This is a genomic window from Alcaligenes phenolicus, assembly GCF_032063905.1.
Classification (GTDB): domain Bacteria; phylum Pseudomonadota; class Gammaproteobacteria; order Burkholderiales; family Burkholderiaceae_B; genus Alcaligenes; species Alcaligenes phenolicus.
The window spans coordinates 628,907-654,330 of record NZ_DAMBOE010000003.1; the positions used below are offsets into that span (position 1 = coordinate 628,907).

Here is a 25,424-nt window from a genome sequence, read left to right on the forward strand (position 1 = left end):
ACGCTTCTGGTCACACTGCAGTTTTGCTCCTGGACGTACCGCCGTGTCCTTGTTCTTCCTGATCGCCAGCACCCATTTCCTGGCCCTGCTTTCCCCCGGCCCCGATTTTTTCCTGATCGCCCGCAGCACCCTGGCCCATGGTCGCTGGGTCGCAAGCGGAGCGTGTGCCGGTGTCGCCCTGGCCAATGGTCTGTACATCAGCCTGGCACTAACGGGCTTTGCCCGGATAAACACTGGCAGCCCTCTCTTTGTGCTGCTACAGGGCGCTGGAGGACTGTATTTACTGTACTTGGGCGTGAAATTCCTGCAGGTGGCCCATCATACTACTGGGCAAAGGATCAAGGCCTCTGAAGCCTCTACAGGCGGCTGGTGGCATCACGCTCTGCTTGGCCTGCTCTCGGGGCTGCTGAATCCCAAGAACGCCTTGTTTTACGCCAGCCTGGCCTCCGTACTGGCCAGTAGCCGCGCTGGAACGGGCCTGCATATCTTGCTGGGTCTGTGGATGTTTTTAATTGTTTTACTCTGGGACTTGTTCATCACCGTTCTGATCGGGCACCCGCTCTGGCAGCAGCGTATACAAAAGCACTTGCCACGTATCGAACAGCTCTGTGGCCTGCTGTTGTGCCTGATTGCCACTGCCGCCCTCTTCAACGTGGCTCAACACTTGGTCACAAACTAAACATCCCGAAAAGTGAAACCTGATCTGCACCGCCGTCAAGCTCCCTGAAGGTGATAGAGTGAGGCTGTTAGAGCCACATCAAACGATGGGAAAACAAATCATTTACGGTCTCGGACGCGGCGATATAAGCCGGTAAAATAGTCCGGGTCTTTGTTTTGTTAAGCACCTTGAGTGCGCTACAGTCTATGCTGTAAGACCGGAACAACACCCCCCGTGTCCCGTTCCTTTTTTTGTCAGTTTTCAAGGAGTTACTAGAATGTTTGCCAAAATCGCTTTCACAGCCGTTCTTGGATTGGCCAGCGTGCCTGCTTTTGCTGCTTGCGACGTTACCATCGAAGGCAATGACTCCATGCAGTTCAACACCAAGAGCATCGTTGTTGACAAGACATGCAAGGAATTCACAATCAACCTGAAACATACTGGCAAGCTGCCTAAAGCAGCCATGGGCCACAACGTCGTTATCTCGAAGAAAGCCGATGAAAGCGCTGTTGCTACCGATGGCATGAAAGCCGGTCTGGACAACAACTACGTTAAAGCCGGTGACGAGCGCGTGATCGCTCACACTGACGTGATCGGCGGCGGTGAAAGCACTTCCGTAACCTTTGACGTCTCCAAGCTGAAAGAAGGCGAAGACTACGCATTCTTCTGCTCCTTCCCAGGTCACTGGAGCATCATGACTGGCGAAATCAAGCTGGGTAGCTAAGCGCATCCGCTTGTAGCCGCCAGGCGGCCATAAAAAATCCCCACGTGGCCTGGCCATGTGGGGATTTTTTTTAGCTCGAACTATCTGGTTTTAACCGACTACCTGAAGGTAGCGGCCCACCCTGGATAAACAGGGTGGGGAACCACTAAGTCTTGCTTATTCCTGATCGCCTTCTGGGGCTGCAGGTTGCTGCTCGGGCTCGGAGGCACCGGACACAAAGACCGGGTCTTCCGAAGGCTCAGGAGCCGACGCAAACGGGTTTTCCAGCTCACGGGCTGCTTTGCGCTCTGCCACTTCAAAGGCTTCTTTTTCCTTGCGGGCGGAATGGAAGGCCATACCGGTACCAGCAGGAATCAGACGACCCACGATCACGTTTTCTTTCAGACCACGCAGATCGTCGGTTTTGCCCATGATGGCCGCTTCGGTCAACACGCGGGTGGTTTCCTGGAAGGAAGCCGCCGAGATGAAGGAGTCGGTCGACAGCGAGGCCTTGGTAATACCCAGCAGCACGTTTTCGTACGTAGCTGGAATACCGTTTTCAGCCAGGACGCGATCGTTCTCGTTCAGCAGTTCGGAGCGTTCAACCTGTTCACCCGTGATGAAGTTGGTATCACCGGCATCCACAATGTTCACGCGGCGCAGCATCTGACGAACAATCACTTCAATGTGCTTGTCGTTGATCTTCACACCTTGCAGACGGTAAACGTCCTGCACTTCGTTAACAATGTAGTTGGCCAGCTTCTCGATACCCTTCAAGCGCAGGATGTCGTGCGGATCGGCTGGGCCGTCCACAATCATCTCGCCCTTGTTCACCACTTGACCGTCGTGAGCCAGAACCTGTTTTTCCTTCGGAATCAGGAACTCGTGGCTGACGCCGTCCAGGTCGGTAATGACCAGACGCTGTTTGCCCTTGGTGTCCTTACCGAAGGAAACCGTACCCGTAACTTCGGCCAACAGACCGGCGTCCTTGGGCGAACGAGCTTCGAACAGTTCGGCCACACGTGGCAGACCACCGGTAATGTCTCGAGTCTTTTGCGATTCCTGAGGAATACGCGCCAGAATCTCACCCACGGACACTTGCTGACCGTCGCGAACGGTAATCAGCGCGCCCACCGGGAAGGAGATATTAACCATGTGATCGGTACCAGCGATCTTGATCTCCTGCCCTTGCTCGTTCAGCAGCTTGATCTGAGGACGCATGGTGATCTTGCCACCACGTGTCTTGGGAGTGATCACAACCAGAGTCGACAGACCGGTCACTTCGTCCACCTGACGAGCCACGGTCACGCCTTCTTCGATGTTCTCGAAGCGAACGGTACCGGTGTACTCGGACACGATAGGACGGGTCAGCGGATCCCAGCTTGCCAGACGCTGGCCAGCCTTGATGGCTTCACCATCGCCCACCGTAATGGTGGCACCGTAAGGCACTTTGTGGCGTTCACGTTCACGACGGTTGTCGTCAAAAATGACGATTTCACCGGAACGGGAGATCGCAACACGTTCGCCCTTGGCGTTGGTCACATAGCGCAGACCAATTTCAAAACCGACCGTACCAGCCGTCTTGGTTTCCACCGAGCTTGCCAGCGCTGCACGCGAAGCCGCACCACCAATGTGGAACGTACGCATGGTCAGCTGGGTACCCGGTTCACCGATGGACTGAGCAGCGATAACACCGATGGCTTCACCACGGTTAACCAGCATACCGCGGCCCAGATCGCGACCGTAGCAGCTTGCGCACAAGCCGTGACGGGTTTCGCAAGTCAGCGGAGTGCGGATCTTGACTTCATCAATACCCAGGTTGTCGATCAGGTCGACCAGGTCCTCGTTCAGCAAGGTGCCGGCGGGGATAACCAGTTCCTGATTGTCAGGGTTGACGATGTCGGTCGAGGCCACACGGCCCAGAATCAGATCGCGCAGGGGCTCGATAACCTCACCACCATCCAGGATGGCTTTCATGGTGTAGCCGCCCTTGGTACCGCAATCGTCTTCGGTAATAACCAGATCTTGAGTCACGTCGACCAGACGACGAGTCAGGTAACCGGAGTTAGCCGTCTTCAACGCCGTATCGGCCAGACCCTTACGAGCACCGTGAGTCGAAATAAAGTACTGCAGTACGTTCAGACCTTCACGGAAGTTCGCGGTAATAGGCGTTTCAATAATGGAGCCATCAGGCTTGGCCATCAGACCACGCATACCAGCCAGCTGACGAATCTGTGCAGCCGAACCACGAGCACCGGAGTCCGCCATCATGTAGATGGAGTTGAAGGACTCTTGACGTACTTCTTCACCAAAACGGTTGATCACTGGCTCGGAAGCCAGTTGCTCCATCATGGCCTTACCCACGCGGTCACCGGCTTTGCCCCAGATGTCCACTACGTTGTTGTAGCGTTCCTGAGCGGTCACCAGACCCGAGGAGTACTGCTTGTCAATTTCTTTAACTTCGTTGCTAGCCTGAGCCAGGATGCTTTCCTTGACGACAGGCACAACCATGTCATTCATGGCGATGGAAATACCACCACGAGTTGCCAGACGGAAACCGGACTGCATCAACTTGTCGGCAAAAATCACGGTGGCACGCAGGCCGCAGCGACGGAAGGACTGGTTGATCAGACGCGAAATTTCTTTCTTCTTCAACGCACGGTTCAGTGCGGTGAAAGGCATGCCCTTGGGCAGAATTTCGGACAGCAAGGCACGGCCAGCAGTCGTTTCGTAACGCTTGATGGTCTTGACCCACTCACCGTCTTCGCCCTTCTCGAATTCTTCGATACGGACGGTCAGACGAGTTTGCAGCTCGACTTCCTTGTTGTCGTAGGCGCGCTGAACTTCAGCCACGTCGGCCATGAACAAGCCTTCGCCCTTGCCGTTTACCAGTTCGCGGGTCGCATAGTACAGACCCAACACGATATCCTGGGAAGGAACGATGGATGGTTCGCCGTTGGCGGGGAACAGCACGTTGTTGGAGGCCAGCATCAAAGTGCGCGCTTCCAGCTGGGCTTCCAGCGACAGCGGCACGTGAACGGCCATCTGGTCACCGTCAAAGTCAGCGTTAAAGGCGGCACACACCAAGGGGTGCAGCTGAATCGCTTTACCTTCGATCAGGACCGGTTCAAAAGCCTGAATACCCAAACGGTGCAGCGTAGGCGCACGGTTCAGCATCACGGGATGCTCGCGGATCACCTCTTCGAGGATGTCCCACACCACAGGTTCCTGGCTTTCCACCAACTTCTTGGCTGCCTTGATGGTCGTAGCCAGACCCATCAATTCCAGACGGTTGAAGATGAAAGGCTTGAACAGCTCCAGCGCCATCAGCTTGGGCAGACCGCACTGGTGCAGCTTCAACTGAGGACCCACCACAATCACGGAACGACCGGAGTAGTCCACGCGTTTGCCCAGCAGGTTCTGACGGAAACGACCGCTCTTGCCCTTGATCATGTCGGCCAGGGACTTCAGTTGACGCTTGTTGGCGCCGGTCATGGCTTTACCGCGACGACCGTTATCCAGCAAGGAGTCCACGGACTCTTGCAGCATACGTTTTTCGTTGCGCAAGATGATGTCCGGAGCCTTCAGTTCCAGCAGACGCTTCAAACGGTTATTACGGTTGATAACGCGGCGGTACAGATCGTTCAGGTCGGAAGTTGCAAAGCGGCCGCCGTCCAGTGGTACCAGCGGACGCAGGTCCGGTGGCAGCACGGGCAGCACTTCCATGATCATCCAGTCTGGCTTGATGCCGGATTTCTGGAAGCCTTCCAGTACTTTCAGACGCTTGGAGATCTTCTTGATCTTGGCATCCGAACCTGTGGCTTTCAGTTCGGCACGCAGGCGCTCGACTTCGCGATCGATGTCGATCGTACGCAGCAGTTCGCGCACGGCTTCCGCGCCCATCAGGGCGTGGAAGTCGTCACCGTATTCTTCGGTCTTGGCCAGGAAATCGTCGTCGGACATGATCTGACCGCGCTTGAGCGGGGTCATGCCAGGTTCGATTACGCACCAGGCTTCAAAGTACAGCACGCGCTCGATGTCACGCAGGGTCATGTCCAGCACCATGCCCAGACGGGATGGCAGGCTCTTCAGGAACCAGATGTGAGCAACCGGGCAGGCCAGTTCAATGTGACCCATGCGCTCGCGACGCACCTTGGAGACGGTGACTTCAACGCCACACTTCTCGCAGATGACGCCACGGTGCTTCAGGCGCTTGTACTTGCCGCACAGACATTCGTAGTCCTTGATGGGACCAAAAATCTTGGCGCAAAACAGGCCATCGCGCTCGGGTTTGAACGTGCGATAGTTGATGGTCTCTGGCTTGCGGACTTCTCCGAAAGACCAGGACCGGATCTTCTCGGGCGAGGCGATGCCGATCTTGATGGCATCGAACTGCTCGTCCTGAGTGACTTGTTTAAAGAGATCGAGTAGCGCTTTCATTATTTACGCTCCAAATCCATGTCCAGGGACAAGGAACGGATTTCCTTGACCAGAACGTTAAAGGACTCCGGCATACCGGCGTCGATCACGTGGTCACCCTTGACAATATTCTCGTAGACCTTGGTACGGCCGGCGATGTCGTCGGATTTAACCGTGAGCATTTCCTGCAGGGTGTAGGCGGCGCCATACGCTTCCAGCGCCCAGACTTCCATCTCCCCGAAACGCTGACCACCGAACTGCGCCTTACCACCCAGCGGCTGCTGAGTAACCAGCGAGTATGGTCCAGTCGAACGAGCGTGCATCTTGTCATCGACCAGGTGATGCAGCTTCAGGTAGTGCATGTAGCCTACGGTGACCATACGCTCAAAGGCTTCGCCGGTACGACCGTCAAACAGGCGAACCTGCGTGCGGTGTGGTGCCAGCTGCAGTTTCTCGGCGATGTCGTCAGGGTAGGCCAGACGCAACATCTGGTCGATTTCCTGCTCGGTTGCACCGTCGAACACTGGCGTTGCCAATGGCAGACCTTTCTGCAAGTTGGTGGCCATGTTCATCACTTCGTCGTCAGTCAACTCGTTGATGCGAGTCTTCTTGCCGGCAGTGTTGTAGACCTTGTCCAGGAACGCGCGCAGTTCGGAAACCTGCACGTTCTTTTCTTCTTGCATCATGTCGTTGATGCGGTGGCCAATACCCTTGGCAGCCCAACCCAGGTGAACTTCCAGAACCTGACCCACGTTCATACGCGAAGGCACGCCCAGCGGGTTCAGAACGATGTCCACAGGGGTACCGTCAGCCATGTGCGGCATGTCTTCCACGGGAACGATGCGGGAAACCACACCCTTGTTACCGTGACGGCCAGCCATCTTGTCACCAGGCTGCAGACGACGCTTAACAGCCAGGTAAACCTTGACCATCTTCAGCACGCCAGGGGGCAACTCGTCGCCTTGGGTGAGCTTCTTGCGCTTTTCTTCAAAAGCCAAGTCGAACTGGTGACGCTTTTGCTCCAAGGATTCCTTGGTGTGCTCCAGCACCAGTGCGTGTTGCTCGTCAGCCAGACGAATGTCGAACCACTGCCAGCGATCCAGATCGTTCAGGTAGTCAGCGGTCAGCTCGGTGCCCTTGGGCAGCTTACGTGGACCACCGTTGACGGTTTTGCCGACCAGGAACTTCAAGGCACGGTCAAAGGCGTCGTCTTCAACGATTTGCAGCTGGTCGTTCAGGTCCTGACGGTAGCGACGCAGTTCATCATCAATGATGGACTGAGCACGCTTGTCACGCTCGATACCTTCACGGGTAAAGACTTGAACGTCGATCACCGTACCGACCATGCCCGAAGGCACGCGCAGGGAGGTGTCTTTAACGTCAGAGGCTTTTTCACCAAAAATGGCGCGCAGCAGCTTTTCTTCCGGAGTCAGCTGAGTTTCACCCTTGGGTGTCACTTTACCGACCAGCACGTCGTCGGCACGCACTTCGGCGCCGATGTAGACAATGCCAGAATCGTCCAGACGGTTCAGCTGAATTTCGGACAGGTTGCTGATATCGCGGGTGATATCCTCAGGTCCCAGCTTCGTGTCACGGGCAACAACCGTCAGCTCTTCGATGTGAACCGACGTGTAGCGATCATCAGCCACGACCTTCTCGGAGATCAGAATCGAGTCCTCGAAGTTGTAGCCGTTCCAGGGCATGAAGGCGATCAGCATGTTCTGACCCAGAGCCAACTCGCCCAGGTCAGTCGATGCGCCGTCAGCCAGCACGTCACCACGAGCCACGATATCGCCACGTTTGACGATAGGACGCTGGTTGATATTGGTGTTCTGGTTGGAACGGGTGTACTTGGTCATGTTGTAGATATCTACACCGACCTCGCCAGCCACGTTCTCATCATCGTGCACGCGAATAACCACGCGTTGTGCGTCAACGTCTACAACCACACCGCCACGACGGGCTTGTACGGTGGTACCCGAGTCAACAGCAACAGTACGTTCGATACCGGTACCGACCAAAGGCTTCTCAGGGCGCAGGCAAGGAACTGCCTGACGCTGCATGTTGGCGCCCATCAGTGCTCGGTTGGCGTCATCGTGCTCCAGGAACGGAATCAGCGAAGCAGCCACAGACACGATCTGCGAAGGAGCCACGTCCATGTAATGGATGTTCTCTGGCGCAGTCATCATGGTTTCGCCAGCTTCACGGCAGGCAACCAGATCGTCAGCAAAGGCACCGTCTTCGGTCAACTCGGCGTTAGCCTGAGCAATAACGTAATTGCTTTCTTCAATAGCCGACAGGTAATCGATCTGTTCACTGACCTTGCCGTCAACAATCTTGCGGTAAGGCGTTTCCAGGAAGCCGTACTCGTTCAGACGAGCGTACAGCGCCATGGAGTTGATCAGACCAATGTTTGGACCTTCAGGCGTTTCAATCGGGCACACGCGACCGTAGTGGGTTGGGTGCACGTCGCGCACCTCAAAGCCCGCACGTTCACGAGTCAGGCCACCAGGGCCCAGTGCCGAAACACGACGCTTGTGCGTGATCTCGGACAGCGGGTTGGTTTGGTCCATAAATTGCGACAGCTGGCTGGAACCGAAGAACTCCTTGACAGCCGCAGAGATGGGCTTGGAGTTGATCAGATCGTGCGGCATCAGGTTTTCAGTCTCGGCTTGGCCCAGACGTTCCTTGACAGCACGTTCCACACGCACCAGACCGGCGCGGAACTGGTTTTCGGCCAATTCGCCCACGCAACGAACACGACGGTTACCCAGGTGATCGATATCGTCGATCTGACCGCGGCCGTTACGCAGATTCACCAGCACCTGAATGGTGTCCAGAATGTCTTCGTCGGTCAGGGTCATGGGACCTTCAATGCTGTCACCACGGCCCAGACGGCTGTTCACCTTCATGCGACCCACGCGCGACAAGTCGTAGGACTCCTCGCTGTAGAACAGACGGTTGAACAGGGCTTCAACCGCTTCTTCGGTTGGTGGCTCGCCGGGACGCATCATGCGATAGATCGCGATACGGGCAGCATTGGAATCCGCTGTTTCATCGGTGCGCAGGGTCAGGGAGATAAAACCGCCCTGGTCCAGTTCATTGATGTACAAGGTCTCGAAATCACGCACATTGGCTGCGCGCATTTCGGCCAGAATGGATTCGGTGATTTCGTCGTTGGCGTTGGCAATCACCTCGCCGGTTTCGGCGTTGATGATGTTCTTGGCCAGCACACGACCCAGAAGGAAATCTTCCGGGATGGAAATGTATTCGATCTTGGCTGCTTGCAGGTCGCGCAAATGCTTGGCATTGATACGCTTGTCCTTTTCAACCAGTACGCGACCGTCACGGTCGGTAATGTCGAAACGAGCAACCTCGCCCTTCCAGTGTTCTGGAACGAATTGCAGCTTGCCACCTTCCTGGTGCAGTTCGATGTGATCGAACTCGAAGAAGTGGGCCAGGATCTGTTCTGGCGTCAGGCCAATAGCCTTCAGCAAGATAGTCACAGGCATCTTGCGACGACGGTCGATACGGAAGAACAGAATGTCCTTGGGATCGAACTCGAAGTCCAGCCAGGAACCACGGTAAGGAATCACGCGAGCCGAGAACAGCAACTTGCCCGAGCTGTGCGTTTTACCGCGGTCGTGTTCAAAGAACACGCCGGGGGAACGGTGCAGCTGGGAAACGATGACTCGTTCGGTACCGTTGATCACAAAAGAGCCGTTGTCAGTCATCAGGGGCATTTCGCCCATGTAGACTTCTTGCTCTTTTACTTCCTTGACGGTAGGCTTGCTCACCTCGCGGTCCATGAGGACCAGACGAACCTTCGCCCGCAAGGGGGAGGCATAGGTCAAACCACGAAGTTGACACTCTTTGACGTCGAACACCGGCTCGCCGAGCGTATAGCTCACGAACTCTAGCCGCGCCATTTGGTTATGGCTTACTATTGGAAATATGGAACTGAAAGCTTCCTGCAAGCCTTCAACCTTACGCTGAGAAGGCAGCGTGTCCTTCTGCAAGAAGGTTCTGAAAGAATGCAGCTGGGTAGCCAACAGGTAAGGAACCTGCTGTACGTCTTCACGTTTGGCGAAGCTCTTGCGTATGCGCTTTTTTTCGGTGTACGAATAAGGCATGAGCACTCCGACTCAAGGGTTACACGGACCGTCAACCACGGCCCTGGTTTACGACTCTAAAAAACCCGACTTTCTACAATACTAATTAAAAATCATGGGTTTTCTGGAAACGCAAAAGCCCGGGAAGGCTTGAAACGCATTCCCGGGCATCTATCGATACTCTTACTTGAGCTCGATCTTGGCGCCAGCTTCTTCCAGCTTCTTCTGAGCGTCTTCAGCATCAGCTTTGGACAAGCCTTCTTTAACAGCCTTAGGAGCACCGTCAACCAGGTCTTTGGCTTCTTTCAGGCCCAGACCGGTGATTTCGCGCACGACTTTAATGACGCTAACTTTGTTTGCGCCAACGTCAGCCAGGAACACGGTGAATTCGGTTTGCTCTTCAGCGGCAGCAGCAGCGCCACCAGCAGCAGGAGCTGCAACAGCAACAGCGGCGGCAGCAGCCGACACACCGAATTTTTCTTCCATTTCTTTGATCAGCTCGGACAGTTCGAGCACGGACATTGCGCCGATGGCGTCAAGGATTTCAGCTTTAGTAGCCATTTTTAAGAACTCCAGATATTAGGTAAATGCCAGGTTTGGTTGTCGTTCGCAACGACGAAGTTTCCTGAAGGAAAACTGCTTACGCAGCTTCTTTCTGATCGCGCACAGCCGCCAGGCCGCGAACAAACTTGGTGGGAACTTCGTTAAGCGTACGCACAAAAGTAGCGATAGGTGCTTGCATGGTGCCCAGCAGTTTCGCCAGCAATTCTTCGCGCGAGGGCATTGTGGCCAGAGCCTTAACACCATCAGCATTCAGAACGCTATTGGGCAGCGCACCGCCCATGATGACCAATTTGTCATTGGTCTTGGCAAAATCTGCAACGACTTTCGCCGCAGCAACGGGATCTTCACTGATGGCGTACATCAGAGGACCCACGAGCTGGCTGGAGATACCGTCAAACGAGGTACCTTCCAACGAACGACGAACCAGGGTGTTTTTCAACACACGCAGGTAGACGCCAGACTCACGCGCTTTTTTGCGCAATACGGTAGCAGAAGCGACGTCCAGACCACGGTACTCGGCGATAATGATCGATTGGGCCTTTGCCAGTTCGGCAGTGACTTCTTCGATGACTACCGCTTTCTCTTCACGATTGAGACTCACGGTTGAACACTCCTTCAAACGATGTCGGGAAGGCTTCCCAACATCAACCGAATGCGGCGCACCTGGACGAGTTCTATAACGAATTCTTCCACGGGCGCCGTCTACGTTGGATGGGACGTTCTGCCCCGATTAAGCAGTGAGATGACAAGTCAGCCCACTGCTCCAACGGTCTTTGACAGCAGTGACCCTGTAAACAGGATCACAGCCCAAAGTTCTTTTTATCTAACTGTTGATTAAACAGTCAGAGATGCAATTTCAACACGTGCACCGCCACCCATGGTGGAGGACACGGCAACCTTGCGCAGGTAAACACCCTTGGCAGCGGCTGGACGAGCCTTGTTCAAGGCGTCAACCAGAGCAACCAGGTTGGTCTGCAGCTGTTCAACGTTGAACGAAGCGCGACCAATGGTGCTGTGAATGATACCGGCCTTGTCAGTACGGTATTGAACTTGACCAGCCTTGGCGTTCTTAACGGCCGTAGCAACGTCAGGAGTCACAGTACCGACCTTGGGGTTTGGCATCAGGCCACGAGGACCAAGAACCTGACCCAGGGTACCGACAACACGCATGGTGTCAGGCGAAGCGATCACAACGTCAAAGTCCATTTGACCAGCTTTGATTTGCTCAGCCAGGTCGTCCAGACCCACGATGTCAGCACCAGCTTCACGAGCGGCGTCGGCTTTCTCGCCTTGGGCGAAAACGGCAACACGCACGGTTTTACCGGTACCAGCAGGCAGAACCACGGAGCCACGGACCAGTTGGTCGGACTTACGGGGATCGATGCCCAGCTGAACAGCGATATCGATGGATTCGTCGAACTTGGCAGTGGCAGTATCTTTCACCAGGGCCAGAGCTTCGGCCACAGGGTAGAACTTGTTGCGGTCGATCTTGGCAGCAATAGCGGCTGCGCGTTTGCTTACTTTAGCCATGACTTACACCACCCCTTCAACGTTGATGCCCATGCTGCGAGCGCTACCAGCGATGGTACGCACAGCGGCGTCCAGATCGGCAGCGGTCAGGTCGGGTTGTTTGGTCTTGGCGATTTCTTCAGCCTGAGCGCGGGTCAGCGTACCGACTTTATCCACGTTAGGACGTGCAGAACCGGATTTGATACCAGCAGCCTTTTTGATCAAGATGGTTGCTGGAGGAGTCTTCATGATGAACGTGAAGCTCTTGTCAGCAAAAGCGGTGATCACCACAGGAATTGGCAGACCGGGTTCCAGACCCTGTGTCTGGGCGTTGAACGCCTTGCAGAATTCCATGATGTTCAGACCGCGCTGACCCAGCGCTGGACCGATTGGAGGGGATGGGTTTGCCTTACCAGCTGGGACTTGCAGCTTGATAAAGCCGACGATTTTCTTCGCCATGCTTAGCTCCTTGCGGGTGATGACGCCTGGCACATGATGCGACAGGCTTCCCGGGGGTTGTAATTAATCAGGTCTTTTCGACTTGATCGAAATCGAGTTCAACGGGGGTGGCGCGACCGAAAATAGTAACGGTGACACGAACCTTGTTTTTCTCGTAGTTAACTTCTTCGACGTTACCGTTAAAGTCTGCAAACGGACCGTCCTTGACGCGTACCAGTTCGCCAACCTCGAACAGCACTTTGTGCCGTGGCTTCTCAACGCCCTCTTCCATTTGCGACAGGATTTTTTCCACTTCGCGCTCGGAGATGGGAGCGGGACGGTTACCGGAACCGCCCAAAAAGCCGGTGACTCGCGGCGTACTTTTTACCAAGTGCCAGGTTTCGTCGGTCAAGGCCATCTCGACCAGGACGTAACCGGGGTAAATACGTCGCTCTGTAATTGATTTCTTGCCGTTCTTTACTTCAACGACTTCTTCCGATGGAACCAGAATGCGACCAAACGCTTCTTGGAGATCAGCGCGTTCAATGCGCTCCACCAGAGCTTTGTGCACGCTTTTTTCCATGCCGGAATAAACGTGAACCACATACCAGCGTTTGCTCATGTGTGCCCTTTATTTCCAGCCCAGCAACAGGCCATAAATGATCCAGCCGAGCCCTTTGTCAATCAGCCACAACAAGATGGCCATAACGGCAACAAACACAAAGACGATACCCGTCATTTGCGTTGCTTCTTTACGGGATGGCCAGTGAACGCGACGCACTTCCGTGTAGGCATCACGAGAAAAAGCGACCAGGCGGCGGCCTGTATCGCTAAACCAGATGATCAATACGGCGACGATTAAGCTGGCAACAAATACCCCAGCGCGAACCAGTGAATTTTGGCCATCCAGAACAGAATAGCCAACAATACCGGCGGCGACGACTAGGACCGCTAGGCCCAGCTTGATGCGCTCGGAACCTCGGTTAACGGTTTCTACGTTGGTATTCGACATATTCCGACGAGTGACGCCACGCGAGGTGGTGGCGAGTGACTGTGGTGGCAGGGGCAGAAGGAATCGAACCCTCAACCTTCGGTTTTGGAGACCGACGCTCTGCCAATTGAGCTATACCCCTATACCTTGACAAACCGTAGCGCGTTACTTTGCTACGTTTGGCTTTTAGGCAAAAGAGGATATTAACCTCTTTCGCCCAAAATTACTACTCTTTTTTTACTTGATGATTTTTGCAACCACGCCAGCGCCAACGGTACGGCCGCCTTCGCGAATAGCGAAGCGCAGACCTTCTTCCATGGCGATAGGAGCGATCAGGGACACTTTCATCGAAATGTTGTCGCCTGGCAGAACCATTTCCTTGTCTTCTGGCAGCTCGATGGTGCCGGTCACGTCAGTTGTACGGAAGTAGAACTGAGGACGGTAGCCCTTGAAGAAAGGAGTGTGACGACCACCTTCTTCTTTGGACAGAATGTACACCTCGGCGTCGAAGTCCGTGTGTGGCTTGATCGAACCGGGCTTGGCCAGAACTTGACCACGTTCCACGTCTTCACGCTTGGTACCACGCAGCAGCAGACCGACGTTATCGCCAGCTTCGCCCTGGTCCAGCAGTTTGCGGAACATTTCAACGCCGGTACAAATGGTCTTGACCGTGTCTTTGATACCCACGATTTCGATTTCTTCGCCGACCTTGATGATGCCGCGCTCAATACGACCGGTCACAACCGTACCACGGCCGGAGATCGAGAACACGTCTTCAACAGGCATCAGGAAGGTACCGTCAACGGCACGCTCAGGCGTAGGAATGTAGCTGTCCAGCGCTTCGGCCAGAGCCAGAACGGCTTGGCTGCCCAGTGGGCCTTCATCGCCTTCCAGAGCCAGTTTGGCCGAACCCTTGATGATCGGGGTGTCGTCGCCGGGGAAGTCGTACTTGGACAACAGTTCACGAACTTCCATTTCAACCAGTTCGATCAGTTCTTCGTCATCAACCATGTCGGCCTTGTTCAGGAACACGATGATGTAAGGAACGCCAACCTGACGGCTCAGCAGGATGTGCTCGCGAGTCTGGGGCATTGGGCCGTCAGCGGCCGAGCAAACCAAGATAGCGCCGTCCATCTGGGCAGCACCGGTAATCATGTTCTTGACGTAGTCAGCGTGGCCGGGGCAGTCAACGTGAGCGTAGTGACGGTTAGGCGTTTCGTACTCAACGTGCGACGTGCTGATGGTGATACCACGTGCTTTTTCTTCAGGGGCGTTGTCGATCTGCGAGTAATCGCGCGCTTCGCCGCCGTATGCCTTGGACAGAACCGTGCAGATTGCAGCGGTCAGAGTGGTTTTACCGTGGTCAACGTGACCGATAGTACCGACGTTGACGTGCGGTTTAGTCCGTTCAAACTTGCCTTTAGCCATGGCAGACTCCTGAAGGGATAGAACGATATAGAGAAGAGAGATGTGGTGCCCATGACGCGGATCGAACGCGTGACCTCTCCCTTACCAAGGGAGTGCTCTACCACTGAGCCACATGGGCATTCAACTTCAGCCGAGAGTGGCTAAAGATTTTTACCTGGAGCGGGTGAAGGGGATCGAACCCTCGTCTTAAGCTTGGAAGGCTTCTGCTCTACCATTGAGCTACACCCGCAGACTTTTCTTCACCCTCTCCTAAAGTCGCCTTGCTGGCTGACTCTAGAAAAGTGCTGGTGGTGGGAGTTGGATTCGAACCAACGTAGGCGCAGGGCCAACAGATTTACAGTCTGCCTCCTTTAACCACTCGGACATCCCACCCGAAGCGAAAATCGAATTATGGACATGTTTTAAGAAGTCGTCAAGCCTTTTAGGAAGAAAATTGAATAATTCAATGAGTTTTTTAGAAAAACCGGATTTGAGGCGCTTTTCTTACTGGTTTTGTCACTATTTTCGGGCTTCAGACATGTCGCTTTTGAATGCCTTAAAAACAGGGAAATCACTGTGAAATACGGGTAAACACATAGATTTTTTTCTGTTTTCAGCATTTATTTTTGTAAGCAAAAGATACGGAACCGGATTTTTCGCTTTTAATCCGGCTTTCAGATATCTTCCCTGCTCTCTTCCCTGACTTCCTTGAACCGTCCTCTTGCTGTTTTCTACTGGCTGGCCGCAAGTAATCAAACTGAAAACCACGCAGCCATGAACTGCCTACAGAATGAAGGTTGGATTAGTGACTAGCTTTAGGAAGGGGCAATTCATCATTTCAGAAATTGTTCTAGTTCTTCCCCCACCAGTTGCTTCCTTTTTTTCAGAAAAATACTGCTCAGTAGCAACACACTGGCCCTAGCAAAGAAAAAGCCGACCTGAGGTCGGCTTTTCTACGTCAATCGCATCGCTTTCAGCGTAGCGGGAACCTGACTTAATCGTCCGTTTGCTCCAGCAAGGACGACAGCCCCTGCTTTTCCAGCAAGGCGTTCAAATGCTCCCAGCCATGGAAAGCGATCTGCAGCTGGCCCTTGTCCTTCGCACCGACCTTCAAGGTCACCTTGGTCCCCAGGTGGTCAGACAGCACCTTTTCAAAGCGCTGTACGTCACCATTGCGGTTCGCCTTGCTCTGGGCCTGCTTGCTGGCAGGCTCGTCATCCTCGTGCAGAGCACGGGCGACCAGCTTCTCGGTTTCACGTACCGACAGACGGCGGGCAATCACCTCATTGGCCAACATGATCTGACGGGCAGCGTCCACAGCCAGCAAGGCACGAGCGTGACCCATATCGATGTCGCCGGCCAGCAGCATGATCTGCACAGGCTCTGCCAGGTTGATCAGACGCAGCAGGTTGCTGGTGGTCGAACGCGAACGGCCAATCGCCTGAGCGGCCTGCTCATGAGTCAGACCGAACTCGTCCAGCAAACGCTTCACACCTTGCGCCTCTTCCAGCGGATTCAGATCTTCACGCTGGATGTTCTCGATCAGTGCCATGATGGCGGCGTTCTCGTCGCCTACCTCGCGCACCAGAACGGGCACTTCTTCCAGACCAGCAATTTGCGACGCACGGAAACGACGCTCACCGGCGATGATTTCGTACTTGCCCTTGTCCTTACCCGACAGAGGACGCACCAGAATAGGCTGCATCACACCTTGTGCGCGAATGGACTCGGCCAGCTCGTTCAAGGCGCCCTCGTCCATGCGAGTACGCGGCTGATACACCCCAGCCTTGAGCAGTTTGACGGGCAGGTTGGAAGGTGGGCCATCGCTCACCGTCGCTTCGCCCTTTTTCCCGATGGTTGCGATAGCGCCTGCGTCTGCGCCGAGCAAGGCATCCAAGCCTCGACCTAGACCTTTTGGTTTTCGTGTAGCCATGCTTACATTCCTATTGATTCTTGTGTGCCTTATGCCTTGTCGCTGCGGGATTCTTTCTTCAAGCGCTTGATCAGCTCTTTACCAAAGTCCATATAGGCCTTGGCACCCCGGGAGTTCTTGTCATACACAATACCTGGCATACCGTGGCTTGGCGCTTCAGCCAAACGTACGTTACGCGGCACCACCGTCTTGAACACCTTATCGCCAAAGTGTGTCTCGATCTGATTGGAGACTTGCTGCTGCAAAGTTACGCGGCCATCAAACATCACCCGCAGCAAACCAATCAACTCCAAATCCGGGTTGATATTGCGATAGACCCGTTTAACCGTATTGACCAGATCCGACAGCCCTTCCAGCGCAAAGTACTCGCACTGCATGGGGATGATGACCCCGTGAGCACTGGCCAAACCATTTAACGTCAGTAAGGACAAGGTAGGTGGACAGTCGATCAGTACAAAATCGTAATCGTCCAACACCTGAGCCAGAGCCTGTTTAAGTTGTTGCTCACGCTCTTGCATCTGGATCAGGTCGATTTCGGCGCCCGACAGCTCCCTATTGGAAGGCAAGACGTCATAGCCGCCTGTTTCTGAATGTATCTTTACATTAGCAATACTTTCGTCGCCAATCAGGACTTGGTACAAATTACCAGACAGGCTGTTTTTATCAATACCACTACCCATGGTGGCATTGCCCTGAGGATCCAGGTCAATCAGTAAAACCTTTTTCTTCAGTACAGCAAGAGCAGCTGCCAAATTAATTGCTGTGGTCGTCTTGCCTACCCCGCCCTTTTGGTTCGCAATACAAAACACATAGGCACGGGGAGATTTATCGTCTTTTTTACTCATGATTATCCTTGCTGCACCAACCACACTAGACAACGCTGTGCCTCTAGCTCCGGTACGGTTAATGATTCTATTCGTTCGACCCGCCAGTTACTTTCAGATTGCAATGCCGCTATTTCTTGATCAGGTTCTTTACCCTTCATAGCCGCAATGCGTCCACCTGGACGAACATGCCTGCCTGCCAAATTAACGAAATCAAGCAGCGAAGAAAAAGCTCGGGAAACCACAATATCAGCCTGCATGGGTTCCAGCTGCTCTACACGCACATGCATCGCCGACAAATTGGGCAGAGCCAAAGCACCAACCATTTGTCGAACAAATGCCATTTTTTTCTCGACAGCATCGATACAGGTAATGTTCCACGTGGAACATGATGCTGCCAAAACAACTCCCGGCAAACCTGCCCCTGAACCTACATCTACAATCTTTACCGATTCTTGTGCCTGTGTATTGTTGCCGGCCAAATAGTTCTGAAACGGACGGACAATCGACAGGCTATCAAAAATGTGTTGCACCAGCATTTGATCTGGGTCACGCAGGGCGGTCAGATTATAGGTACGGTTCCAACGCTGCAACTGATTTATGTAATCCAGTAGCTTGCGTACCAGGACAGGGTCCTGATCCAGACCCAAATCCAGCAGGGCCTGATTCAGGCGTTTTGAAAAAATATCGCTCATGCCGTTTGTTTGTTCTTTTGCTTGCGCTTCAGGTGTACCAACAATAAAGAAACCGCCGCAGGTGTCACACCTTGAACACGTCCGGCCTGGCCAATGGTTAAAGGCTTGGCAGCCTTCAAGCGTTGGCGCACCTCAATCGACAACCCCTTGATGTCGTCGTAATCCAGATCCTCTGGAATGGCCTGCTCTTCCAGAGCTGCCTGACGAGTTACCTCATCCTGCTGACGCGCCACATAGCCCGCATACTTCACCTGAATTTCCACCTGCTCCACATGCACTGGATCTTCCAAGCCTGGGCCTGCCACGGACGTACCTTGATCATTCAGCACAGCCATCAGCTTTGCATAGTCCACTTCAGGACGCTTGAGCAAATCGAAGAAGGAGTATTCCCGTTCGATATTTTTACCTAACAGTGCGTTTGCTTGTTCAGCAGGCAAGTTACGGGGGTTCACCCAGGTACCTTTCAAGCGCTCGATTTCACGTGCAACCGCATCACGTTTACGATTGAAATGATCCCAACGGGCATCATCCACTAAACCCAACTCCCGGCCAATTTCAGTCAATCGTTGGTCGGCATTATCTTCCCGCAGACTCAAACGGTATTCGGCACGAGACGTGAACATACGGTAAGGCTCGGTCACCCCACGGGTAATCAAATCGTCTACCAACACACCCAAATAGGCTTCGTTGCGACGTGGATACCATTGTTCTTTCTCTTGCGCCAAACGGGCTGCGTTCACCCCGGCTAACAAGCCCTGAGCTGCGGCTTCTTCGTAACCTGTCGTGCCATTGATCTGACCGGCAAAGAACAAGCCACGAATCTGTTTGGTCTCCAGCGTGGGGTACAGGGATCGAGGGTCGAAATAATCGTATTCAATCGCGTAGCCTGGACGCATGATGCGGGCATTTTCCAAACCAGGCAGGCTACGCACCATAGCCAACTGGATATCGAAAGGCAAGCTGGTCGAGACACCATTAGGGTAGATCTCGGTCGTGCTCAAGCCTTCAGGCTCCAAAAACACTTGGTGGCTGCTCTTATCCGCAAAGCGATGAATCTTGTCTTCGATAGACGGGCAGTAACGCGGACCAATGCCCTCGATAGTGCCCTGGTCGCTATACATGGGAGAGCGATCCAGCCCGGAACGGATGATGTCGTGGGTACGCTCGTTGGTATGCGTAATCCAGCACGGCATCTGTTGAGGATGCATGGAAACATCACCCATATAAGAGAACACCGGAATCGGATCGCTATCGCCAGGTTGGACTTCCAGGCGGGAAAAATCGATGGTGTTGGCATCAATGCGCGGAGGGGTCCCTGTCTTCAACCGCCCTTGCGGTAACTGCAGTTCCCGTAAACGATGCGCCAAGCTGATGGACGGCGGATCCCCTGCCCGGCCTGCAGAATAATTATTCAGGCCTACATGGACCAGACCATTCAAAAATGTTCCTGCTGTCAGAACCACAGATTTGGCTTTGAATTCCAAGCCAATCTTGGTCACAGCACCCACAACCCGATCACCCTCCACAATCAAGTCTTCGACTGATTGCTGGAACACCATCAGGTTGGCTTGGTTTTGTAGAACCTCGCGAATAGCCTTGCGGTACAAAGAACGGTCCGCCTGAGCACGAGTGGCGCGCACAGCCGGGCCTTTGGAACTATTCAGGGTGCGGAATTGAATACCGGCGTAGTCGGTAGCCAACGCCATTGCCCCACCCAGCGCATCCACTTCCTTGACCAAATGCCCCTTCCCAATCCCCCCAATAGAAGGGTTGCAGGACATCTGCCCCAAGGTATCCATATTATGGGTTAACAATAAGGTAGACACGCCGGTTCGAGCTGCCGCTAAAGCCGCTTCGGTACCAGCATGTCCGCCGCCTATGACAATAACGTCAAACTCTTCGGGATAAATCATGTCAGAACAGCTAAAAAATAAAAATCAATTATACGATTACCAGCGGAGTATGTTCCACGTGAAACACATGGAACCAATATCTGTTCCACGTGGAACACGGTTTTTTGCGTAAATACCACTGTGGATAACTTTGTGGAGAAAGGGACGCTTTTTTATCCCCAGGCCACCTTGAGAAGCACAGGCTGCGGTTGCAAAGATTTTCTTCAGCCAGAATTCCCTAGGGAGCGAAGCCATAAAAGGCGCGCTTATCACTCTTAAATCCCCTAAAAGGGGCTATCTAGGCCAGTACCTCACAACAGGTAGATAAAAGCAGCCCAAGCAGGCAGCAAAATTGTGGATAACAGAGCAGTAAAAAGAAATACTGCCTGAGGACTACATCCACAGTTCTACAGTCTGGCGATAAGGAAATTTCCGCTGGTCTACGGAAAATATAAGGCGTCGATTATGTAATCCGACTACCTTGGCTGCAAGAAAAAAATGTCCTATGAGCAAAAAGACAGCTACCCAGACAGAACAGGATTTGCTTGAAACGACAGGTACTTTGAAGGAACAGCAGCACCTTTAATGCCGATCTTAACGCCTGGAACTTAATCGTGAGGCCAAAGTTAAGACACAGGTCTAGCCAGAAAATTCCCGTGGCTCCAACACGAACCTGCAGCGCGAGAGCTGAAGAAAGCAAATAGCAGGAGAAGCCGGGCTCTGAACCTATATAGGCAATAGCTATATCAATGTAAGAAACCGATCCTGAGTGCTCAGTTCCACGATCAACAGATACGCGCAGAATCTATGGTATTTTCGACAAGAATTTGTCTGATACTTCGCCACCCAACTTTTTACTCAAATCCGAAGCGCGGGTGCATTTTTATTATTCATATCAGTAGACCCATGCAGATCACATCCAAGCTCCCTTCTGTGGGCACCACCATCTTTACCACCATGAGCCAGCTGGCTCTGGAGCATAAGGCCATTAACCTGGGCCAGGGCTTTCCAGACTTCAATCCGGATCCAGCCCTGATTGAGGCTGTGCACCAGGCCATGCTGGATGGCATCAACCAATATCCTGCCATGGCGGGTTACCCTGCCCTGCGAGCCGCTATTGCCAGCAAGACGCAGGCTCGGTATGGCCGCCTTTACAACGTGGATACGGAAATCACCGTTACCAGTGGCGCTACTGAGGCCTTAATGGCCAGTTTTCAGGCCTTTGTGCATACAGGCGATGAGGTCGTGGTGATCGAGCCCTTCTACGACCTGTATATCCCCGCCATCAAGCTGGCCGGAGGTATCCCTGTTGCTGTCCCGATGACAGCGCCTGGCGAGGCTGTACCCTACTACCGCGTCGACTGGGGCCGTGTGGAGCAAGCCATCACCAGCAAGACCCGTATGCTGGTAATCAATTTCCCACACAACCCAACCTGCACCATCTTGCAGCCCCAGGATCTGGACGCGTTGGAGCAGATTGTAGAAAAGCATCCTTCCTTGATCATCTTGTCCGACGAGGTCTATGAACACCTGACCTTCGATCAGAAAAAGCATCTAAGCCTTGCTACCCGCCCTCTCCTGGCAGAACGAGCAGTAATCGTTTCTTCCTTTGGCAAAACTTTCCACGCCACAGGTTGGAAAGTAGGCTACTGCTGTGCTCCTGCCAGTCTCAGCACGGAAATTCGCAAGGTCCACCAATACACCGTCTTTACCGTTCCTAGCCCCTTACAGGCTGGTTTAGCCACCTATATGCAGGATCCAGCCACCTGGGAGAGTTTGCCCGCTTTCTACCAGGAAAAACGCGATCATTTGCATCAAGGTCTGCAGAACACACGTTTCACTCCTATGCCCAGTGAAGGGACTTTCTTCTTGCTAGCCAGCTATGAACATATTTCGGAACTGTCCGAGCTGGATTTTGCCAAGCATCTGAACCAGAACTATGGCGTAGGCGCGATCCCCGTGTCTGCCTTCTACCTGAATCCCAATTCTGAGCAGGCTAACCATCGTTTGCTGCGTTTTTGCTTTGCCAAGCAGCTCAACACCCTGGACCAGGCTATTGAACGCCTGAAAAAGGTCTAAAGGCCTTTCTCCCCACCTTCATCAAACCGCCGTCAGGCGGTTTTTTTGTGTCCTGATTTTTGTGGACAAGTGCAGTCGCCGCAATTTTGCCTAAATCTGTCATACAAGCCCTGCAACGGCGATGTAAAACAACAGGCATTACCTGAAGCACAAACCATCTACCGCAGACCACAAAACCCGCATCTTGTACCCCGCAAGACACCAAACGTGAAACAGGCAATTCAGCCTTGCAGCCCTGACCTGTTGATAACTTTGGGGGTAAACCTGATTTTTTGCCCAGTTCTCGCTTCTTTTCCTTTGAGAAAAGTAAAAATCAGCCAGCTCGAAGGCCTTCCTGTTTCAGTTCATGTTGCTTGCCAAAAAACAGGCCTAAAAGTTAAAACCAAAAAAAATATAGATATAAAACAAGGACTTATTTCAATATCACAAGCCTTGAACAGACTTTGCAACTGTGAAAATACACAGGTCAACAAGCCCCTTCGAGCACCACAAGATACGAGCAAGCACAAACCAACGCTTTACCCACAAAATGTGGATAAGTCAAAAATTCAAACAAGATTGACCTAGTACAAGCACCAGGCGTAGCAATCCCTGCAGCCATAGCAAACTCTTGGCCAAACATGTCGTCCAGGTAGAACACCCCTCTTTTGCCCACCCGTTCCTTTGTTTGAGTTTTTCTCATGTTGAAAGAAAACTCCGGGAACAGACGACAAAGTCGATCTTGTCCGGTTCTGAAAATAAATTTTCAGCCTTTGCCGCTCAGATTTCTGTATGCAAAAGCCGCATAAGCCAGCTTTGAGCGAGATCGTGATTTTTGTTCATGGACTGCATCTTAGTCGAGAACTTTTAGCTTGCAAAGGGCATGGAGCTGGCCTGCAGAGAGTTGAACTTATCTTATATAACAAGCACTTAAATCTTTTATTGGAATTATTGGATGGAGCCCTGTTGATAAGTCGAACAAGTGTCTTTAGCAGCGTTAAAACAAGAGCTTAGCGCTTTTTTTTCCGGGGATAGATCTAACGCTTACCGGTGGATGGTTTAGGTACAACTTTTAGACTTCACAAAGAAGTACCTACTTATGCCTTATGTATCCACACCCTGTTCACAATGCTCTTCCTAGAGCTTATCCACAGCAAAGAAAATTGTAACAGCGGAATATAAAGTGAATTTATCGGGTTGCCTGGGTAAATCCGGTGTCTGTCATGATGATTTTCTCTGGCCAACGCAAAGCGGCCAGGTGAAAAGCGGAGCCTTCAGGTGCCTGGTCCTTGCGGCGATCGCGCCAACGAGCCCCTACGGAAAAATCCACGCAAAACGTGTTTTTCTTTGCTCCATGCCAGGAAAATGGATCTATATCCTTGAATAATAAGGAATATTTAGACATTTTCACTGTTGGTTGAGGGAAAAGCTGGCGCCAATAGTGGCCAAAAACGACAGGAATATCGTCCTGGTAGCTGTTCCACCAAGGAGTTCGGTCGGAAAAACGCCAACGGTTGCCAGCAAAAAACGGACGATCTGCGGGTCCTTCAGTGCCGGAAGTCAGCAAACGGATGGGGTTGAAGTCATTTTTGACCAAATCGTAGTCAATGTAGGCCTGCAACAAAGGCATCAGGGCCTTGGGGTCTTCAATTTTTTCTTTCCATTCTTGTTTTGCCGCTAGATATTTATTCAGAATTCCTTTTTTTTCTGCATACGTATCAGCTTTACGCTCACATTCAAAGAAAAAATCAAGAAAATCTTCGCTTTTAACCGATCTAATTGCATCAATAGCAGGATTATTCCAGGCTGCATGCACAATTCTCAGATCATTTCTTTCCAATGCAATGGGTAGTGAGCTTAAAAACTTCCGGATTTCGTCTCTATTTTGAGGTTTTGCACGCGTAAATGGCGAGTAATTCTTTAAATCTGATTGATATCGCTGATCAAAATACCAACCTGATCCATCTTTTGCATCATCTATCAGGAGATTGATTTCATGATTACCTAATATTCCTTTTGCTTTATTATTATTTATCAAGTACTTAAGGTATTCAATTACAGCAGGGCTATCAGGGCCTCGGTCACAATAATCTCCCACAAATATCAGGCTACGTTTCTCTGGATGAGAGCCATCTTCCTGGTAACCCAAATTTTGGATCAGTTGTTGCAAGGCCTGGAGCTCTCCGTGTACATCACCGATGATGTCTAAAGAACCAGCAGGTAAAGGCTGTACAAGAAAGTTGGGCATGGGTGAAGAGATCTTTATTTAATAATAACTATATATATAACTGGTAATGGATAATGGGTGTCTGTGGATAAGTGGTATAGATAGAATTTAACCTTTAATTTCAGCAACTTATTGACCTCTTCTGCCTGTGCACCACCCCGGTGGAGTCGGTGGACCGAAACTGGACAAAATTTGAGGTCTGGAAAGACAGGCAACTTATCCCCCTTTCATCCACAGCACGTCCACAACAGGGCTTCTTGGGGCTTATCCACAGGGGCCCAGAGCCGGTAGCTGCCTCAAATATAGCTTTTTTGCCCAGTCCCTGACCGATTTTCTGGCCGGATCTCGCCCGCCTGGAGCGTCTGGGTGAGCGGATGTCGGTGTTTGCACCAACACCATGTTGAAGTGCGAATTAAGCCTTTATAATATCCACAAATTATTCACTTTCTTATTAACTGCTGATTTAACCAGACTTTATATTTCCATTTCTGGCTTAATCTCTTTTGTTAATAAAATTGTGGATTTCTTTGTTATTCAAACCTGTGGATAAGATTAGTTATCACGACTGTTATGTGTTTTTCGATCTAAACAAAACTCTGTTTTTGTAATTCAATATCGTGGTTTTGTTTTTATTTCAGTTTTTATTTATTTCTTCAAAAAATAAAAAATTATCAATCCGAATTTTTATTTTTAATTGTTGTCTGGATTGCTTTCTTCTTACTCATCTATATTTTATTTGGACTGGCCTCTTTTTTTATTAATGGGCTTCCTTAGAAAAAACAGAAACTAATCAATCATTTGAGTCTGTTTATCTCTATTCTCCAGTCGCTTTCTTTGATTATTTCTTGATTCCTTCCCGAGTTTTTTAGATAAAGTTTGCTTGTTTTTAATAAAAAAATGACTTCAAGCAGAGTAATAAGTATTGAATGATCGGGTTTAGCGGTGGAACCTATCTGCCGACCCGACCCGACCCGACCCGACCCGACCCGACCCG

The 25,424-nt window shown here is 52.2% G+C and carries 19 protein-coding genes and 4 tRNA genes; 4 read left to right on the forward strand and 19 right to left on the reverse strand.

Translation table 11 applies throughout. The annotated features are described in order from the left end of the window. Positions 1-43: 43 nt before the first annotated feature. Together U2949_RS09465 and azu are read left to right on the forward strand one after the other, a co-directional pair. A complete protein-coding gene (locus U2949_RS09465; RefSeq protein ID WP_026484876.1) occupies positions 44-679 on the forward strand; it encodes a LysE family translocator in 636 nt (211 codons plus the stop codon). A gap of 256 nt (positions 680-935) precedes the next feature. Beyond that, positions 936-1,382, forward strand: coding sequence for an azurin (azu, locus tag U2949_RS09470; protein WP_009464188.1), 447 nt, complete (start codon positions 936-938; stop codon positions 1,380-1,382). Positions 1,383-1,538: 156 nt separating this feature from the next. On the opposite strand, the gene rpoC is transcribed toward azu, so the two are convergent. The 17 genes from rpoC to mnmG form a co-directional block, all read right to left on the reverse strand. Next, on the reverse strand, positions 1,539-5,801 hold the full coding sequence (rpoC, locus tag U2949_RS09475; RefSeq protein ID WP_022983338.1) for a DNA-directed RNA polymerase subunit beta': 4,263 nt from the start codon (positions 5,799-5,801) through the stop codon (positions 1,539-1,541). After that, a complete protein-coding gene (gene rpoB / locus U2949_RS09480) occupies positions 5,801-9,913 on the reverse strand; it encodes a DNA-directed RNA polymerase subunit beta (protein ID WP_026484875.1) in 4,113 nt (1,370 codons plus the stop codon). The genes rpoC and rpoB overlap by 1 nt, the downstream gene beginning before the upstream one ends. Positions 9,914-10,075: 162 nt before the next feature. Continuing rightward, entirely contained in the window at positions 10,076-10,453 is a 378-nt protein-coding gene (rplL, locus tag U2949_RS09485) for a 50S ribosomal protein L7/L12 (RefSeq protein ID WP_003800851.1), read from the reverse strand. Between the two features lie 79 nt (positions 10,454-10,532). Next, a complete protein-coding gene (gene rplJ / locus U2949_RS09490) occupies positions 10,533-11,057 on the reverse strand; it encodes a 50S ribosomal protein L10 (RefSeq protein ID WP_257723283.1) in 525 nt (174 codons plus the stop codon). 233 nt (positions 11,058-11,290) lie between these two features. Continuing rightward, a complete protein-coding gene (gene rplA, locus U2949_RS09495; RefSeq protein WP_026484874.1) occupies positions 11,291-11,986 on the reverse strand; it encodes a 50S ribosomal protein L1 in 696 nt (231 codons plus the stop codon). 3 nt (positions 11,987-11,989) lie between these two features. Continuing rightward, the gene (gene rplK / locus U2949_RS09500; RefSeq protein WP_009464323.1) at positions 11,990-12,424 is read right to left on the reverse strand and encodes a 50S ribosomal protein L11; all 435 of its coding nucleotides are present in this window, start codon (positions 12,422-12,424) and stop codon (positions 11,990-11,992) included. 67 nt (positions 12,425-12,491) lie between these two features. After that, positions 12,492-13,025, reverse strand: a complete 534-nt coding sequence (nusG, locus tag U2949_RS09505) for a transcription termination/antitermination protein NusG (RefSeq protein ID WP_009464325.1) — start codon at positions 13,023-13,025, stop codon at positions 12,492-12,494. Between the two features lie 9 nt (positions 13,026-13,034). Next, positions 13,035-13,415, reverse strand: coding sequence for a preprotein translocase subunit SecE (gene secE, locus U2949_RS09510; RefSeq protein ID WP_009464327.1), 381 nt, complete (start codon positions 13,413-13,415; stop codon positions 13,035-13,037). 45 nt (positions 13,416-13,460) lie between these two features. Next, positions 13,461-13,536: transfer RNA gene (locus U2949_RS09515), tRNA-Trp, on the reverse strand. Positions 13,537-13,631: 95 nt separating this feature from the next. Continuing rightward, positions 13,632-14,822, reverse strand: coding sequence for an elongation factor Tu (gene tuf / locus U2949_RS09520; RefSeq protein WP_009462422.1), 1,191 nt, complete (start codon positions 14,820-14,822; stop codon positions 13,632-13,634). Positions 14,823-14,865: 43 nt separating this feature from the next. After that, positions 14,866-14,940: transfer RNA gene (locus U2949_RS09525), tRNA-Thr, on the reverse strand. Between the two features lie 37 nt (positions 14,941-14,977). Then, positions 14,978-15,051, reverse strand: a tRNA-Gly gene (locus tag U2949_RS09530). Positions 15,052-15,107: 56 nt separating this feature from the next. Further along, positions 15,108-15,194, reverse strand: a tRNA-Tyr gene (locus tag U2949_RS09535). Positions 15,195-15,795: 601 nt separating this feature from the next. Beyond that, positions 15,796-16,734: a ParB/RepB/Spo0J family partition protein gene (locus tag U2949_RS09540; protein WP_009462421.1), complete on the reverse strand. Its 939-nt coding sequence runs from the start codon at positions 16,732-16,734 to the stop codon at positions 15,796-15,798. Positions 16,735-16,763: 29 nt separating this feature from the next. Next, positions 16,764-17,579: a ParA family protein gene (locus U2949_RS09545; RefSeq protein WP_021447168.1), complete on the reverse strand. Its 816-nt coding sequence runs from the start codon at positions 17,577-17,579 to the stop codon at positions 16,764-16,766. A gap of 2 nt (positions 17,580-17,581) precedes the next feature. Continuing rightward, positions 17,582-18,253 (reverse strand): 16S rRNA (guanine(527)-N(7))-methyltransferase RsmG, encoded by a 672-nt coding sequence (gene rsmG / locus U2949_RS09550; RefSeq protein ID WP_026484882.1) that lies wholly within the window; start codon positions 18,251-18,253, stop codon positions 17,582-17,584. After that, the gene (gene mnmG / locus U2949_RS09555; protein ID WP_321287345.1) at positions 18,250-20,166 is read right to left on the reverse strand and encodes a tRNA uridine-5-carboxymethylaminomethyl(34) synthesis enzyme MnmG; all 1,917 of its coding nucleotides are present in this window, start codon (positions 20,164-20,166) and stop codon (positions 18,250-18,252) included. Before mnmG ends, rsmG begins: the two co-directional genes overlap by 4 nt. A gap of 885 nt (positions 20,167-21,051) precedes the next feature. On the opposite strand from mnmG, the gene U2949_RS09560 reads away from it, so the two are divergent. Next, a complete protein-coding gene (locus tag U2949_RS09560) occupies positions 21,052-22,224 on the forward strand; it encodes a methionine aminotransferase (protein WP_321287347.1) in 1,173 nt (390 codons plus the stop codon). A gap of 45 nt (positions 22,225-22,269) precedes the next feature. Continuing rightward, positions 22,270-22,791, forward strand: coding sequence for a hypothetical protein (locus tag U2949_RS09565; protein WP_321287348.1), 522 nt, complete (start codon positions 22,270-22,272; stop codon positions 22,789-22,791). A gap of 601 nt (positions 22,792-23,392) precedes the next feature. Here the strand turns inward: U2949_RS09565 and U2949_RS09570 are convergent. Next, positions 23,393-24,451, reverse strand: coding sequence for a metallophosphoesterase (locus U2949_RS09570; protein WP_321287350.1), 1,059 nt, complete (start codon positions 24,449-24,451; stop codon positions 23,393-23,395). A 773-nt stretch (positions 24,452-25,224) separates the two neighbouring features. Next, a partial coding sequence (locus tag U2949_RS09575; protein WP_321287352.1) for a hypothetical protein occupies positions 25,225-25,424 on the reverse strand: 200 nt, incomplete at its 5' end.

What these genes read in the sequence shown, in the direction of transcription:
- U2949_RS09545 (WP_021447168.1), bottom strand. Translation starts at nt 17,579, where the DNA reads ATGAGTAAAAAAGACGATAAATCTCCCCGTGCCTATGTGTTTTGTATT.
- rpoB (WP_026484875.1), bottom strand. Translation starts at nt 9,913, where the DNA reads ATGCCTTATTCGTACACCGAAAAAAAGCGCATACGCAAGAGCTTCGCC.
- U2949_RS09560 (WP_321287347.1), top strand. Translation starts at nt 21,052, where the DNA reads ATGCAGATCACATCCAAGCTCCCTTCTGTGGGCACCACCATCTTTACC.
- azu (WP_009464188.1), top strand. Translation starts at nt 936, where the DNA reads ATGTTTGCCAAAATCGCTTTCACAGCCGTTCTTGGATTGGCCAGCGTG.
- tuf (WP_009462422.1), bottom strand. Translation starts at nt 14,822, where the DNA reads ATGGCTAAAGGCAAGTTTGAACGGACTAAACCGCACGTCAACGTCGGT.
- rplA (WP_026484874.1), bottom strand. Translation starts at nt 11,986, where the DNA reads ATGGCTAAAGTAAGCAAACGCGCAGCCGCTATTGCTGCCAAGATCGAC.
- nusG (WP_009464325.1), bottom strand. Translation starts at nt 13,025, where the DNA reads ATGAGCAAACGCTGGTATGTGGTTCACGTTTATTCCGGCATGGAAAAA.
- U2949_RS09570 (WP_321287350.1), bottom strand. Translation starts at nt 24,451, where the DNA reads ATGCCCAACTTTCTTGTACAGCCTTTACCTGCTGGTTCTTTAGACATC.
- rpoC (WP_022983338.1), bottom strand. Translation starts at nt 5,801, where the DNA reads ATGAAAGCGCTACTCGATCTCTTTAAACAAGTCACTCAGGACGAGCAG.
- secE (WP_009464327.1), bottom strand. Translation starts at nt 13,415, where the DNA reads ATGTCGAATACCAACGTAGAAACCGTTAACCGAGGTTCCGAGCGCATC.
- rplL (WP_003800851.1), bottom strand. Translation starts at nt 10,453, where the DNA reads ATGGCTACTAAAGCTGAAATCCTTGACGCCATCGGCGCAATGTCCGTG.
- mnmG (WP_321287345.1), bottom strand. Translation starts at nt 20,166, where the DNA reads ATGATTTATCCCGAAGAGTTTGACGTTATTGTCATAGGCGGCGGACAT.
- rsmG (WP_026484882.1), bottom strand. Translation starts at nt 18,253, where the DNA reads ATGAGCGATATTTTTTCAAAACGCCTGAATCAGGCCCTGCTGGATTTG.
- U2949_RS09540 (WP_009462421.1), bottom strand. Translation starts at nt 16,734, where the DNA reads ATGGCTACACGAAAACCAAAAGGTCTAGGTCGAGGCTTGGATGCCTTG.
- rplK (WP_009464323.1), bottom strand. Translation starts at nt 12,424, where the DNA reads ATGGCGAAGAAAATCGTCGGCTTTATCAAGCTGCAAGTCCCAGCTGGT.